This window comes from Dactylosporangium sp. NPDC049140 (assembly GCF_040648435.1).
This window is the reverse complement of sequence record NZ_JBEZDS010000104.1, coordinates 1-13,281: the sequence shown is the minus strand read 5'-3', so window position 1 is coordinate 13,281 and position 13,281 is coordinate 1. Positions and strand designations below refer to the sequence as shown.

Annotated in this window: 12 protein-coding genes; 5 read left to right on the top strand and 7 right to left on the bottom strand. The window is 72.6% G+C overall.

All coding sequences use genetic code 11. The features are described 5' to 3' along the window. The first annotated feature begins 113 nt into the window (after window positions 1-113). From AB0B76_RS57720 to AB0B76_RS57700, 5 genes are read left to right on the top strand one after another with little or no spacing between them, the layout of a single operon-like run. Window positions 114-701 carry a dihydrofolate reductase family protein gene (locus tag AB0B76_RS57720; protein WP_360394603.1) on the top strand — a complete coding sequence of 196 codons (588 nt, stop codon included), beginning with the start codon at window positions 114-116 and terminating at the stop codon, window positions 699-701. Between the two features lie 58 nt (window positions 702-759). Next, the gene (locus tag AB0B76_RS57715) at window positions 760-1,089 is read left to right on the top strand and encodes a PadR family transcriptional regulator (RefSeq protein ID WP_360394606.1); all 330 of its coding nucleotides are present in this window, start codon (window positions 760-762) and stop codon (window positions 1,087-1,089) included. After that, window positions 1,086-2,150 carry a hypothetical protein gene (locus tag AB0B76_RS57710; protein WP_360394600.1) on the top strand — a complete coding sequence of 355 codons (1,065 nt, stop codon included), beginning with the start codon at window positions 1,086-1,088 and terminating at the stop codon, window positions 2,148-2,150. The genes AB0B76_RS57715 and AB0B76_RS57710 overlap by 4 nt, the downstream gene beginning before the upstream one ends. After that, entirely contained in the window at window positions 2,150-3,304 is a 1,155-nt protein-coding gene (solA, locus tag AB0B76_RS57705) for an N-methyl-L-tryptophan oxidase (protein ID WP_360394597.1), read from the top strand. Before AB0B76_RS57710 ends, solA begins: the two co-directional genes overlap by 1 nt. Window positions 3,305-3,362: 58 nt before the next feature. Then, window positions 3,363-4,781, top strand: coding sequence for a S28 family serine protease (locus tag AB0B76_RS57700; RefSeq protein ID WP_360394594.1), 1,419 nt, complete (start codon window positions 3,363-3,365; stop codon window positions 4,779-4,781). Between the two features lie 51 nt (window positions 4,782-4,832). On the opposite strand, the gene AB0B76_RS57695 is transcribed toward AB0B76_RS57700, so the two are convergent. From AB0B76_RS57695 to AB0B76_RS57665, 7 genes are all read right to left on the bottom strand, one after another. Continuing rightward, window positions 4,833-6,941 carry a carboxypeptidase-like regulatory domain-containing protein gene (locus tag AB0B76_RS57695; RefSeq protein ID WP_360394591.1) on the bottom strand — a complete coding sequence of 703 codons (2,109 nt, stop codon included), beginning with the start codon at window positions 6,939-6,941 and terminating at the stop codon, window positions 4,833-4,835. Between the two features lie 78 nt (window positions 6,942-7,019). After that, on the bottom strand, window positions 7,020-7,838 hold the full coding sequence (locus AB0B76_RS57690; protein ID WP_360394588.1) for a metallophosphoesterase: 819 nt from the start codon (window positions 7,836-7,838) through the stop codon (window positions 7,020-7,022). Between the two features lie 32 nt (window positions 7,839-7,870). Beyond that, window positions 7,871-8,914 (bottom strand): Clp protease N-terminal domain-containing protein, encoded by a 1,044-nt coding sequence (locus AB0B76_RS57685; protein WP_360394585.1) that lies wholly within the window; start codon window positions 8,912-8,914, stop codon window positions 7,871-7,873. Between the two features lie 75 nt (window positions 8,915-8,989). Continuing rightward, window positions 8,990-11,179 carry a S8 family serine peptidase gene (locus tag AB0B76_RS57680; RefSeq protein WP_360394582.1) on the bottom strand — a complete coding sequence of 730 codons (2,190 nt, stop codon included), beginning with the start codon at window positions 11,177-11,179 and terminating at the stop codon, window positions 8,990-8,992. A gap of 157 nt (window positions 11,180-11,336) precedes the next feature. Further along, entirely contained in the window at window positions 11,337-12,035 is a 699-nt protein-coding gene (locus AB0B76_RS57675) for a glycosyltransferase family 2 protein (protein WP_360394579.1), read from the bottom strand. 143 nt (window positions 12,036-12,178) lie between these two features. Next, on the bottom strand, window positions 12,179-13,012 hold the full coding sequence (locus AB0B76_RS57670; protein WP_360394576.1) for a hypothetical protein: 834 nt from the start codon (window positions 13,010-13,012) through the stop codon (window positions 12,179-12,181). A gap of 78 nt (window positions 13,013-13,090) precedes the next feature. Next, on the bottom strand, window positions 13,091-13,281 hold a 191-nt coding region (locus AB0B76_RS57665; protein ID WP_360394573.1), incomplete at its 5' end, for a hypothetical protein.

The following is a 13,281-nucleotide window of genomic DNA, read 5'->3' as shown; positions in this document are numbered from 1 at the left end:
AATCCACGTCGCTCATATCGTTCCCCCCTGGAAAGCCGCTGTCGACAAGAACACTAGGAGCCGGGCCGGAACACCGAATCCCGGAAACGTGCCACCACCAGAGGAGGGCCATCGTGGCCGTATCGGTGCTGTACATGTCGATGTCGCTCGACGGGTTCATCGCCGGGCCCGGGGACGGGCCGGACCATCCGGGCGGGGACGGCTTCATGCGGCTGCACGACTGGTTCGTCAGCCCGCGCGGGGAGTTCGTGCGGCCCGCGGGGGCGGCCGGGGAGGTCGTCGACGAGATGAACGCGTGCGCCGCGATCCTCGTCGGGCGGCGCACCGTCGAGCAGGTCGACCACTGGGGCGGCGAGCACCACATCAAGGGGGTCCGCATCTTCGTGCCCAGTCATCGGCCGCCGGCCCCGGAGGTGGCGGGCTACCCGCTCGTCACGTACGTCCACGACGGCATCGCCGCCGCGATGGCGCAGGCGAAAGAGGCGGCCGGCGAGGGCCGCGTGCTCGTGCACGGCGCCTACACCGCGCGCACGGCGCTGGAGGCCGGCGTCCTCGACGAGCTGCAGATCCACCAGATCCCGGTGCTGTTCGGCGGCGGGCGGCGGCTGTTCGAGGCGCTGGACCGGCGCCTCGAGCTGGAGGTGCTGCGCGTGGTCGACACGGCCGAGGCGACCCACATCCGGTACCGGGTCAAGTACTGAGCGTAGATACGGTTGCCGATATGTCTCGGTGACCGTAACGTCAGCGGGCATGGCTGCCATGCGGGAACCGACGTTGCTCATCCTGACCGCGCTGGCCGAGCGCTCCTTGCACGGCTACGGGCTGATTCAAGAGGTCGGCGCGCTGTCCGGGGGCGAGGTCGTGCTCGGTGCCGGCACGCTCTACGGTGCGCTCGACCGGCTCGCCGAGCAGGACCTGATCGCGGTGGAGCGGGAGGAGGCGGTCGACGGCCGGCTGCGCCGCTACTACCGGCTCACCGACGGCGGAGCGGCCGCGCTGGCGACCGAGGCCGAGCGACTGCGACGGCGCGCGGCGGCCGCGGACGAGCGCCTGCGCCGCCGGGCCAACCCGGGCCCGGTGACCGCATGAGCGCCGCGCTGCCCGGCCGCCCGGGGGCCGGTGACGGTACGGGCGCGGCGCTGCCGGACCGCCACCCCGAGGCCGGCGACGGTCCGGGCGCGGCGCAGGCGGGCCGCCGCCCCGAGGCCGGCGAGAGCATGAACACGGCGCTGCCCCGACGGTACCGACGCCTGCTTCTGGCTTATCCGGCCGCTTATCGCCGCTCCCATGGCACCGAGATCCTCACGACGCTCATGGACGGCGCCGGCCCCGGGCGGCAGCGGCCCACCGCGGGCGAGGTGCACGACATCCTCGTGGGCGGCCTGCGGCAGCGGTTCCGGCTCCCGGCCGGCCGGGTCATGGTCCTCGCCGCCCTGGCGAGCGCGCTGATCGCGGGCGGGCTCGGGGCCGGGCTGGGCTCGCTCGCGGGCTGGGCCGTCGCCGAGGACCCGGGCGACGCTGTCGTCGCCGAGCTGGTCACGCTGGCCGCCGGGGCCCCGGCGGAGCACTACGTCACCCGGCAGCCCGAGGCGTTCGGCCTGAACGCCCAGGCGATCACGTCCGCCCGGACCGCGGGGCCGCCCAGCCTCGCCGCGGCCCGCGCGCGGCTGGAGGCGGCGGGCTGGCGCGTGACGCCCACCGGCTACGACGACACCGTGCTGGCGGCCCGCGGCGGCATCCAGGCGACGGTGTCGGTCGACGGCTACGGCTCCGTCGCGGTGATCGCGACGGGGGTCGCCCCGGCCGTGGCCGGCCCGCTCACGGCGGCCGGGGCGGTGCTCGGGCTGGTCGCGGGCTGGCTGCTCGCGGCCTGGGTCGGGCGCCGGCTGCGCCGGGCGGCGTTCTGGTGGCGCGTGGCCGTCGGCGAGCTCGCGTTGCTCGCGGCGCTGACGCTCGCCTGGCCCACGCTCGGTGCCTGGGCCTACGTGACCCTGCCGGAGTCCCGCGCGCACCTGTTCTACGCCTACGCGGCCTACGAGGTCGACCGTCCCCTGGGCCTGCTCACCGTCGCCGGGCTGGCCCTCGCGGCGCTCGCGGTCGGGCTGTCCGCCGTGATCCAAAAGCAAGCAAGGGTGGCTACGCTGCCCTGATGGCACAGCAGTACGACGTGATCGTGGCCGGCCTCGGGGGCATGGGCAGCTCGGCCGCCTACCACCTGGCCGCCCGCGGGCAGCGGGTGCTCGGCCTGGAGCGGTTCGGCCCGGCCCACGACCAGGGCTCCAGCCACGGCGGCTCGCGGATCACGCGGCAGGCGTACTTCGAGGACCCCGCCTACGTCCCGCTCATCCTGCGCTCCTACGAGCTGTGGGAGCGCCTCGAGCGCGACTCCGGCCGCGACCTGCTCACGCTGACCGGCGGGCTCTTCATGGGCCCGCCGGACTCGCTCACCGTGGAGGGCAGCCGGCGTACCGCCGAGCAGTGGGGCCTGCCGCACGAGATGCTCGACGCGGCCGCGATCCGCCGCCGGTACCCGCAGTTCACCCCGCGCGACGGCGAGGTGGCGCTGTTCGAGCGCAACGCCGGCGTGCTGCGGCCCGAAGCCGCGGTCGAGGCCGGCCTGGCCCTCGCCACCGCCAAGGGCGCCGACCTGCGCTTCCACGAGCCCGTCGAGACCTGGACGGAGGACGGCGGCGGGGTGACCGTCCGGACGGCCCGCGGCACCTACCGCGCGGACGCGCTCGTGCTCTGCCCGGGCGCGTGGGCGCCGGGGCTGCTGCCCGAGCTCGGGGTGCCGCTCGTGGTGGAGCGGCAGGTGCAGTTCTGGTTCGCCCCCGACGGCGACATTGCACGGTTCGGCCCGGACCGGCATCCGATCTTCATCTGGGAGGACCCGCAGAAGCAGCAGGTGTACGGCTTCCCGGCGCTGGACGGCCCCGATGGCGGGCTCAAGTTCGCGTTCTTCCGGCGGGGCGAGGCGACCACGCCGGAGACCATCGACCGCGCCATCCGCGACGAGGAGGTTGTGTTTATCGCGCGGCACCTGGCCGAGCGGGTGCCGGCCGCGGCCGGGAGCTTCCTGCGCGGCAAGACCTGCATGTACACCAACACCCCCGACGAGCACTTCGTGATCGCGCGCCACCCGGACCGGCAGCGGGTCACCGTGGCCTGCGGTTTCTCCGGGCACGGGTTCAAGTTCACGCCCGTCGTCGGAGAGATCCTCGCCGATCTCACGCTGACCGGGGCGACCGCTCACCCGATCGCCCTGTTCGACCCACGGCGAGGGTGGTCGCGCGGGGCCGAATAGCCCGCGGCGCCGGTAGCTTCCATCGAGACAGCGGAAAGTCTCGATGTGGAGGTACCGCATGATCCGATTCCGACAGGCGCTGCTCGCCGTGGCGCTGATGCTCGGGATGGTCGGCACCGTCGCCGTGGCCGCGCCCGCGTCGGCCGCGACGGCCACCGACATCAAGGACCGCCTGGCGGCCGTGCCCGGCCTGACCGTGGTCGCGGAGCAGCCGGTCGCCGCGCCGTACCGCTTCTTCATCCTCAGCATCACCCAGCCGGTCGACCACCTCAACCCCCGGGCCGGCACCTTCCAGCAGCGCTTCACGCTGCTGCACCGGGGCACCGACCGGCCGATGGTGCTGCACACCACCGGCTACAACGTGCCCGAGTACGCGTTCCGCTCCGAGCCGACCCGGCTGGTCGACGGCAACCAGATCTCCGTCGAGCAACGCTTCTTCACCCCGTCGCGCCCGGCGAACCCGAACTGGCCGCAACAGATGACGATCTGGCAGGCGGCCACCGACCACCACCACATCGTGACCGCGCTCAAGCCGATCTACTCGCAGAAGTGGATCTCGACGGGGGCCAGCAAGGGCGGCATGACCTCGGTGTACCACCGCCGCTTCTACCCGAACGACGTGGACGGCACCGTCGCGTACGTCGCGCCTCAGGACGTCGTGAACGACGAGGACTCGGCCTACGACAAGTTCTTCACCAAGGTCGGCACCGCGCAGTGCCGGGCCGCGCTGGACGGCGTGCAGATCGAGGCCTTCCACCGGCGGGCGGAGCTCGTCGCGCGGTACCAGGCCTGGGCGACGGAGAACCAGCGGACCTTCGGCATCGTCGGGGGCGTCGACCGGGCCTTCGAGTTCATGGTCAACGGCACGACGTGGGCCTTCTGGCAGTACAGCCTGGAGAGCGACTGCGCCGACGTGCCCCCGGCCACGGCGTCCAGCGACGACATCTGGAACTGGATCGACCTGATCTACGGCCTGGACTCCAACACCGACCAGGGCATCACGCCCTACATCACGTACTACTTCCAGGCCTCGTACCAGCTGGGCTACCCGGACGTCTCCCAGCCGCACCTCAAGGGCCTGGAGCACTACCGCGGCCAGGACCGGGCCCAGTCCTACATCCCGCGCGAGCTGGTGCCGCGCTTCCAGCCGTTCACCATGCTCGACATCGACATCTGGGTGAAGTTCGCGGGCAGCCGGCTGCTGTTCGTGTACGGCGCCAACGACCCCTGGGGCGCGGAGCCGTTCCGCCTCGGGCCGTTCACCCGCGACTCGCAGTGGTACATGGCGACGGGCGCCAACCACGGCGCGAACATCGCGGCGCTCAAGCCCGACGAGACCGCCAAGGCCACCGCCGCCCTCCTGCGCTGGGCGAACGTGACCCCGCCGGCCGCGTCCTTCGGGGCGTCGGGGACCGCCGGGTACATCCCGGGCCTCGACGACCACAACCTCGCGCTCGACCGCAGGTTCAGCCTGTAGGGACCGATCCGGGACGGTGGCCGGGGCCCGCGGGCCCCGGCCACCGCCGTGTCACGGGATGGTGATGTTGACCGTCACCGTCTTGTTGTTCTTGACCGGGTAGGCCGTGGCCGAGGCGAAGTCCGCGCCCCCGACCCAGCCGTTGCGGCCGTTGTTGGTCGACCAGCGCAGCTTGACCGACTGCTGCGGCGCGAGCAGCGGGATCGAGTACGGCTGCCCGTTGTAGGCCGTCCCGCCGAGCGCGACGGCCTCGCCGGTGACCGCGTTGTACGGGGTCACGGCCCCGTCGACCGGGTGCCCGGCGGCGTCGCGGAGGGTGCCGGCGACGGTCCCGCCGCCGGTGCGCAGCTTGATGTTGGCGGCCACGCTCTTGCCCACGCGCACGGTCACCTTGGTGGCCTCGGGCCGGCTGGGGGCGTTGCCGGACCAGCGCCACTGGTACTCGGCCTTGGCGAACTCCACCGGCCACGCGTACGGACCCAGCCCGGTGAGCACGTAGGTGCCGTCCGCGCCGGTCGAGTGCGGGCAGCCGTCCCCGCCGAACCCGGGCACGATCGGGGTGACCGAGACGCAGGCGTAGGGCACCGGGGCGCCGGTGGCCACGTCGGTCACCTTCCCCCGGATCGAGCCGGCCGCGTCGAGCCGGACCACCGGCACCGTGAGCTGGTCCCCGGCGGCCACCGTGAACCGGGAGGCGGCGTCGCGGTCGCCGGTGCCGCCGGCCGGGCCCACCCACTGCGCGCCGAGGGCGTCGCCGTTCGGGTCGGCGAACACCTGGTAGGCGCCGGGCTCCAGCGGCCCGAGCACGACCGTGCCGGGCACCGGCGACTGCTGCCAGTCGGAGCAGGCGTAGGAGAGCCAGGTCGGGAACGAGTCGCCGACCTTGCCCAGCTGCACGCAGCCCTCGGCCGCGGCGCCGCCCGCGCTCGCGACCATCGGCACGGTGATGCTCGCGCCGAGGGCCATCGCCACGTCGAGGTCGGCGGTCTGGCCGCCGGTGACCGTCGCCGCGGCGTCGGCGACCTCGAAGTGCCGGCGGTCGCCGATGTTGACATTGAAGTGCCACGTGCCCGCGAACACGTCGGTCAGCACCAGCTCGGCGCCGTCGGTGCAGCCGGAGATGTTGGTGTTGAGCAGTGCGTAGGCGCAGAAGCCGGACAGCGGCGCCCCGGAGCCGGCGTCGTGCGCGCGGATGCGCACGGAGCCGGTCGGCCGGAACCGCTCGTCCACCGTGGTCACCTGGCCCTCGGTCACCGCGAAGCGGTCGGCGGACTCGGGGGTGAGCTTGTCGTGCGCGTACTGCGGGACCCACCTCGGCCCGGAGAAGCTGACGAGCCAGTCGCTGCGGACCGGCACGTCGTCGATCCGGTAGCGGCCGTCCGCGCCCGTGGTCGCGTTGTGGGTGCCGCCGATGTACTCCAGGGTGCTCGCGCCGACCGAGACTCCGGCCGCCGGGGTGCCGTCGGCCGCGAGCAGCTGGCCGGCGATCGAGCCGGTCGGGATCAACGTCTCCGGCAGCGGCGTCGTCTGCCCGGCCACGACCGCGATCGGGGCGGCCGAATCGTAGGTGAAGGAGGCGCCGTTCCACTGGTTGATCGACGGGTACCGGTAGAACTGGATCTTGTAGGTGCCCGGCAGCAGTTCGAGCGAGAACGTGCCGTCGGCCGCGGTGTCCGCGACGCCGACCAGGACCTGCTCGTCACCGGCGTAGACGGTGAGGGACGCGGTGGCCGGGGAGCCGTCGCGCTGGTGCAGGGCCCCGGCGATCCGGCCGGACGGCAGCGCCTGGTCGTCGACGACGACCGTGGCCCCGGCGGCGACCGCGAAGTGCTCGGCGGCCTCCCACGCGCGCTGGCGGTGGGCGTACTGGCGGAACTGCGCGCCGGCCGGGACGAACGACACGGTGTAGTCGCCGGCGTCGAGGCCGGAAGCGGTGTAGGCCCCGCCCGCGTCGGTGGTGGTGTTGACGGTCGTCGTGCCGCCGTCGGAGACCTGGACGGAGGCGTTGGCGAGGGGCTGGCCGGAGGAGTCGGTGAGGTGGCCGGTGACCGTGCTCGTCCCGGCCGCGAGGGCCGGGCCGGCGGGCACCGCGATGCCGGCGACGATGACGGCCGTGGCTGCGGCGGACAGCAGCGAACGGCGCAGGGCATGCTGACGCAAACTGCGCTCCCAGGGGTGGTTGGGGTGGCGCATCGATCATTCCCGAGGCGTGACCGCCCGTGGGGCCGGGGGGACGTTCTAGGACTGAGGCTCCAAAACCGGGCGGAGTTGAGCCGGCGGGGTCGCGCGCTTGCTCCACTCGCGCGGGTACCCGACCGAGACCTCCTCGTGCCGGATGCCGTCGTGCCAGATCGTCCGTGGGATGTGCAGGTGGCCGTAGACGACGACCTCGGCGCCGAAGCGGGTGGGCCAGTCGCGCGTGCGGGTCGTGCCGCACCAGAGGGCGAACTCGGGGTACCACAGCACGTCCGTCGGCTCGCGGACCACCGGGAAGTGGTTGACCAGCACCGTCGGCCCGCCGACGGCGGCCAGCCGGGCCTCGGTCAGCTCCAGCCGGGCCGCGCACCAGTCGGCGCGCCCCGCGTAGGGGTCGGGGTGCAGGAGGGCCTCGTCGGTGCCCACGATCCCGGCGGCGTGGGCCATCTCCAGGGCCTGCTCGGTCGAGGTCGCGCCCTTGGGCCAGAACGAGTAGTCGTACAGCACGAAGAGCGGGGCGATCGCGAGGCGGTCCTCCCACATCGCGTACGGGTCCTCGGGCGTCAGCACGCCGAGCTTCCGGCACGCGTCGACCAGCTTCTCGTACCGCGCCACCCCGCGCGCCTGCTCGGGATCGTTCTGCGGCGTCCACAGCTCGTGGTTGCCCGGCGCCCAGATCACCTTCGCGAACCGCTCGCTGAGCGTGCGCAGCGCCCACGTGACGTCGGCGAACCGCTCGGCCACGTCGCCGGCCACGATCAGCCAGTCGTCGGGGTGGGTGGGCCGCATCCGCTCGACGAGCGCGCGGTTTTCGGCGTATCCGACGTGGAGGTCGCTGATGGCCAGCAGTCGCCCGGTCACCGTGGCAGCCTACCGACCGGCTCGTGTAATTCTCAGGGGGCCAGTTCGCGGCCGAGGCGCACGGCGACCGCGGCCGGGTCGACGCCGTGGCCGCGCAGCATCCGGGCGCCGGGGCCCTCGCCCTCCGAGGCGATCGCGAAGAGCAGGTGGGACGAGCCGACGTACCGGTGCCCGAGCTCACCCGCCAGCCGTGACGCCTCGCCCGCGGCGTGGTAGAGGTCGGCGCCGAACGGCGGGTCGCCGCGCCCGGCCCGCCACGCCTTGTCCTCGCGCGGGATCGCGGCCGGGCCGGGCGAGAGGTCCATCGCGAAGTCCTTCACGGCCGGGTAGGCCAGGCCGAGCTCGGCCAGCACCCGGGCGCCCTGGTTCGTGGCGGCGGCGTCGTCGGCGAGCCGGATGCGGGTGATCGCCATCAGGTACTCCAGCGCGCACATGGCCATCACCGCGTGTGCCTGCCCGACCAGCGCGCAGCCGCCCCGCACCGCCTGCTGCACCGCCTCGCCCCGCAGCACCGCCGGGGCGGCCAGCGCCGAGAGCACCGGGTCGCCCTTGCGGGCCGGGCGCAGGAACGCGGTGGCCGAGCTGACCGGGGGCGTGCCGTCGAGCAGGAACTCCTCGTCGGGGCGCAGGTGGAAGCGGCGGATGAACTCGGACCACTCCCCCGGCGAGGCGCACTCCACCAGCAGCGCGCGCAGGAAGAGCCGGAAGCCGATGCAGCGGATCGCGGGCGCCTCGGCGGCCGCCGCGAAGGCCCGGCCGAGCCCGACCCGCACCCGCGGGTCCCACTCCGGCAGCGGGTCGCCGGCCGAGCGGCGCAGGTCGCGCCGGGCCCGCCACTGCGCGAGCCGCAGCGTCGCCTCGACCTCGTCCTCCTGCTCGGCCGGCACCTCCTCACCGGAGGCGCCCCAGCCGGGCAGCATCTGCCAGCGGACCTCGTCGGCGCCGAGCATGCGCAGCATCGCGTCGGCGGCGCGCTCCGCGCTGACACTCGCCTCGTGCGTCTCCCAGGCCCGGCGGACCGCCCAGGACAGCGCCACCTGTACCTCGAGCGACGCGACGGGTTGACCGAAGCTCACCGCGCCACGGTACGCCGTGCGAAACGAAGAACCCCCCGCCGGTCGGGTCGACCGGCGGGGGGAACGTCTGTGCGTTTACGGGGTCAGTTCGCCCACGTTGTAGAAGAAGAACAGCTCCCACGCGCCGACCGCGGTGCGGTTCGCGGTGAGTGGCAGGGCGCCGCCGTTCTCGGCGGTGACGTACCGGCTGTTCGCGTTGGCGAAGTAGCTGGTGATGCCGTCACCGTCGGCCACGACGGTGAACTTCTCCCACGCGCCGACGGCCGTCCGGCTGGCGATGAGCTTGCCGCCGTTGTTGAGGTCGGCGGTGACGAACTTGCCGTTCGCGTGCGAGACGAAGGCGGCGTACCCGCCCGCGTCGACGACGTCGAACTGCTCCCACTGCCCGATCGACATGCGGTTGGCGACCAGCGGCGAGTTGCCTCCGTTGTCCGCCGTGACGTACAGGCCGGCCACGAGGGAGTACAGGAAGACCGTCGTGGCCGGGCCGGCCCGGTCGAACGACTCCCAGATTCCGATCGCGTCGCGGTTGGCGATGAGCTTGCCGCCGTTGTTGAGGTCGGCGGTGACGTACTTGCCGTTGACCGCGGCCTGGAAGCTCACGCTGCCGTCGGCGTTGCTGACGAGCGTGAACTTCTCCCACGCTCCGATGCTCGCCCGGTTGGCGATCAGCGGGGAGGCGCCGCCGTTCTCGGCGGTGATGAACTGGTTGTTCGAGCTGGAGCGCAGCCCGACGTGCACGCCGTCGCCGGCGTCCACGACCGTGATGCCCTCCCAGGCGCCCTTGTTGTAGCGGTTGGCGATCATCGGCTGCGCGCCGGCGCCCTCGGCCGTGACGAACTGGCCGTTGGCGTGCGCCCGCAGACCGAACGAGGTCGGCGCGGCCGGCTCGCCGATGCGCAGCAGCTTGGTGGGCGATCCGGCGCCGGCCGCGTGGACCGTTCCGGCGACGCCCGCCTTGACGATCGCGTCCCGCACCTGGGCCGGGGTCCAGGTCGGGTGCGCCTGCAGCAGCAGGGCCGCGTCACCCGCGACGAGCGGCGTGGCCATGGAGGTGCCGTCGGCGAACGTGGTCTGGGTGTCCTCGCTCGTGGGCGCGTAGTACGCCGACTCGATGCTCACGCCGGGCGCGAACAGGTCGACGCAGGAGCCGGTGTTCGAGAAGGACGCCCGGAAGTCGGTCTCGTCGGTGGCGCCGACGGTGATCGCCTCCGTGACCCGCGCCGGCGACCTGGTGCAGGCGTCGGTGCTCTCGTTGCCGGCGGCGACCGAGTAGGTGATGCCGCTGGCGATCGAAGTCTTGATGACGTCGTCGAGCGCCTGGCTGCCCGGGATGCCGAGGCTCATGTTGACCACCGCCGGCCGGACGGCGTTCTGGGTGACGTAGTTGACGCCGTCGACGAGCTGGTCCGTGGTGGCGCTGCCGTCGCAGGCGACGACCTTCACGGACTCGATCGCCACGCCCTTCGCCACGCCGAACGTCGCACCGGCGATCTCGGCGGCCACGAAGGTGCCGTGCCCGGCGTCGTCCGCCCCGGCCGCGGGCGTGCCACAGGCGTTGACCTGGGCGGGCGTCCAGGTGGTCGAGTAGGACTGCTTGAAGCCGGGGTTGCCGGCGAACTCACGGTGCGCCTGGTTGACGCCCGTGTCGATCACGTACACCGTGATGCCACTGCCCGTGGCGGAGTAGTTGTACGTGTGGTCGAGCGGGTGGAACGCCTGGTCGATCCGGTCGAGGCCCCAGCGGTTCAGGTTCGCGTCCGCCGGATCGGTGTTCTGCGTGGCTTCCGTCACCGTGGCGAGCTTGTTCTGCTCGACGTAGGCGACGTCCGGGTCGGCGGCGAGCTTGCGGGCGTCCGCGTCCGACATGGTGGCGCTGAAGCCGTGCACCGCCTTCGACCAGACCTTGCCGACCTTGCCGTTGTGGGCCTTGGTGAGCGCCCCGGCGCTGGCCGTGACCTGGTCCTGCGTCGCCTTGTTGTTCTTGAGCACGACGAGGTAGCTGTCGGTCAGCGCGCCGAGGCCGCCGGAACGAAACTTCTCCGTGGTGACCTGCGGCTTGGCCTGCGGGTCGGCGCCCTTCGCCTTGGTGAGGGGCTTGTGGGACGGTGGTTTGAGGTTGCTGGCGTCGGCGCCCGTGTTGCCTTGCTTCTCGGGCGCCGCGAACGCCGCCGGAATTCCGGCGGCGACGACGGCCGTGGCGACCGCACCGATGAGCGCGATGCGCGTCATCGAGGTGCGCCTGGGCAGGCGCGATTCAGTCACTTAGCGAACTCCCCGTTGAAGTGGACCCTGATCCGAATGGACAGGGAGGGGTCACAACGGGGCCATGATCCTCAGGGGTCAGGCACCCCGGCTCCATCGATCGGTCAGATTTTTCTGACCGATCAGCGAGTCACCGGGTTGAATGCCGCGATCGCCGTCAGATGTTCGCCGGGGGTTTGCGGATGCGCTCCTTGGCGAGGATCCACAGCGCCTCGACCCCGTCCTTCCACGTGATCTTCTTGCCCTCCTCGCGGGAACGGGCGGCGTAGCTGATCGGCACCTCGAACGGGCGCACCTTGCGGCGCAGCAGCTTGCCGGTGACCTCGGCCTCCATGCCGAAACCCTTCGACTTGACCGCCAGCGAGCGGTACAGCTCGAGCGGCATCAGCTTGAAGCAGGTCTCGAGGTCGGAGAGGTAGCAGTTGTACAGCATGTTCGCGGCGGTGGTGACGGCCTTGTTGCCCATCACGTACCAGAACGAGAAGGAGCTGTGCGAGCCGAAGGTCCGGTTGCCGTAGACGACCTCGGCGCGCCCGTCGAGCACCGGGTCGAGCAGCCGGGGGATGTCGTTCGGGTCGTACTCGAGGTCGGCGTCCAGGATCACCATGTAGTCGCCGCTCGCCTCGGCCACGGCGGTCTTGATCGCCGCGCCCTTGCCCTGGTTGCGCGGGTGGGTGATCGGGCGCAGCCGGCTGTCGTCCGCCGCGGCCAGGATCTGTGCGGTTCCGTCCTTGCTGCCGTCGTCGACGACCACGAGCTCGATCTCGCACGGGTAGTCAACGGCGAGGGCCTGCTTCAATGCGTCAGGCAGCCGCGCCTCTTCGTTGTACACCGGCATCAGGATGGAGAGCTTCACGGGGACTCCAGCGATCGGAAACGAGACTGGCTCACAGTACGCTGCCGGAGCCCCGCGGTCACCCGCCCTGGTCACCCGCCTCGCTCACACCAGTGAGGGCCACCCGCCCGCGGGCCTGCGGGCGGATGGCCGTCGATGCCCGGCTACGGTACGACCACCGCCGACTCACACCCGGTGAACACATCGGGGTTCACCGGCTGCGACACCAGTGTCGACGTGCAGTCATCGGTGCCCGCCCCGCCGTCGATGCTCCCGCCGCCCCGCGCCGTGAGGCTGTCGTTCCCGCCGAGCCCCTGAATCTGGTCGTGGCCGCCGGCGCCGTCGATCGAGTTGGCCCCGGCGTTGCCGATCAGCACGTCGTTCTGCAGCGTGCCGACGAGGTTCTCGACGTCCGCGGCGATCGTGTCGCGCGCCCCGGCCGGCCCGTCGTCCGCGCTGCCGTCGTCGCCGGTGGCGCCGTCGAGGTCGGCCCGGACGGCGAGCCGGTTGGACTGGTCGGCGTAGGAGGCGGTGTCGGAGCCGCCCCCGCCCTGCAGGACGTCGGCCCCGAAGCCCCCGGTGAGCCGGTCGTCGCCGGACCCGCCGGTGAGCCGGTCGTTGCCGTCGTTGCCGGACAGGTCGGCCGGGAACGCGGTGGCGTTGGTGATCACGTCGTCCCCGTCCAGCCCCCGGATGCGCATGCTCATCCACGCCGTGGACGCGCACCGCACCTGGTGCGGGGTGACGAGGGTGCAGCCGGCCCCGGCCGTGAGGGTGGCGGTGGGGTCGGTGACGGTGATGACGCTGCTGTCGCCGGTGACGGTGATCTGGTCGTTGACGCCGATCGGCGCGTCGAAGCGCAGGTTGCCGGTGACGCGCACGACGCCCGGCTTGCAGTCGCCGTAGCACCCGGTGACGGACGCCGACGCCGGCGTGGCGACGGCGAGCGCCGCGACCAGCCCGATGCCGGCGGATCCGGCCCAGAGTCTCCTGCTCATGCTTGTTGCTCCTCCCCAGTACGTCCCGATGCCCGTCGGACATCTACCGGGAAGGCGTTCCACCGGGTTCCGCGACCGTTACATCACGGAGGGCAGGTCCTCCGGGTCGGCGCGGGGCAGCCACGTGAGCGCCTGGCCGAACAGCCGCCGCGTGTCCGCGTCCGGCCCGGCCTGGGCCCGCTCGACGAAGAGCGCCCGGATGGCCTCGTCGTCCCCGAACTGCCGCCCGAGGGCGTGCACGGCGACCCGGCGCACCGACCAGTCGCCGT

What these genes read in the sequence shown, in the direction of transcription:
- AB0B76_RS57715 (WP_360394606.1), top strand. Translation starts at nt 760, where the DNA reads ATGCGGGAACCGACGTTGCTCATCCTGACCGCGCTGGCCGAGCGCTCC.
- AB0B76_RS57710 (WP_360394600.1), top strand. Translation starts at nt 1,086, where the DNA reads ATGAGCGCCGCGCTGCCCGGCCGCCCGGGGGCCGGTGACGGTACGGGC.
- solA (WP_360394597.1), top strand. Translation starts at nt 2,150, where the DNA reads ATGGCACAGCAGTACGACGTGATCGTGGCCGGCCTCGGGGGCATGGGC.
- AB0B76_RS57700 (WP_360394594.1), top strand. Translation starts at nt 3,363, where the DNA reads ATGATCCGATTCCGACAGGCGCTGCTCGCCGTGGCGCTGATGCTCGGG.
- AB0B76_RS57670 (WP_360394576.1), bottom strand. Translation starts at nt 13,012, where the DNA reads ATGAGCAGGAGACTCTGGGCCGGATCCGCCGGCATCGGGCTGGTCGCG.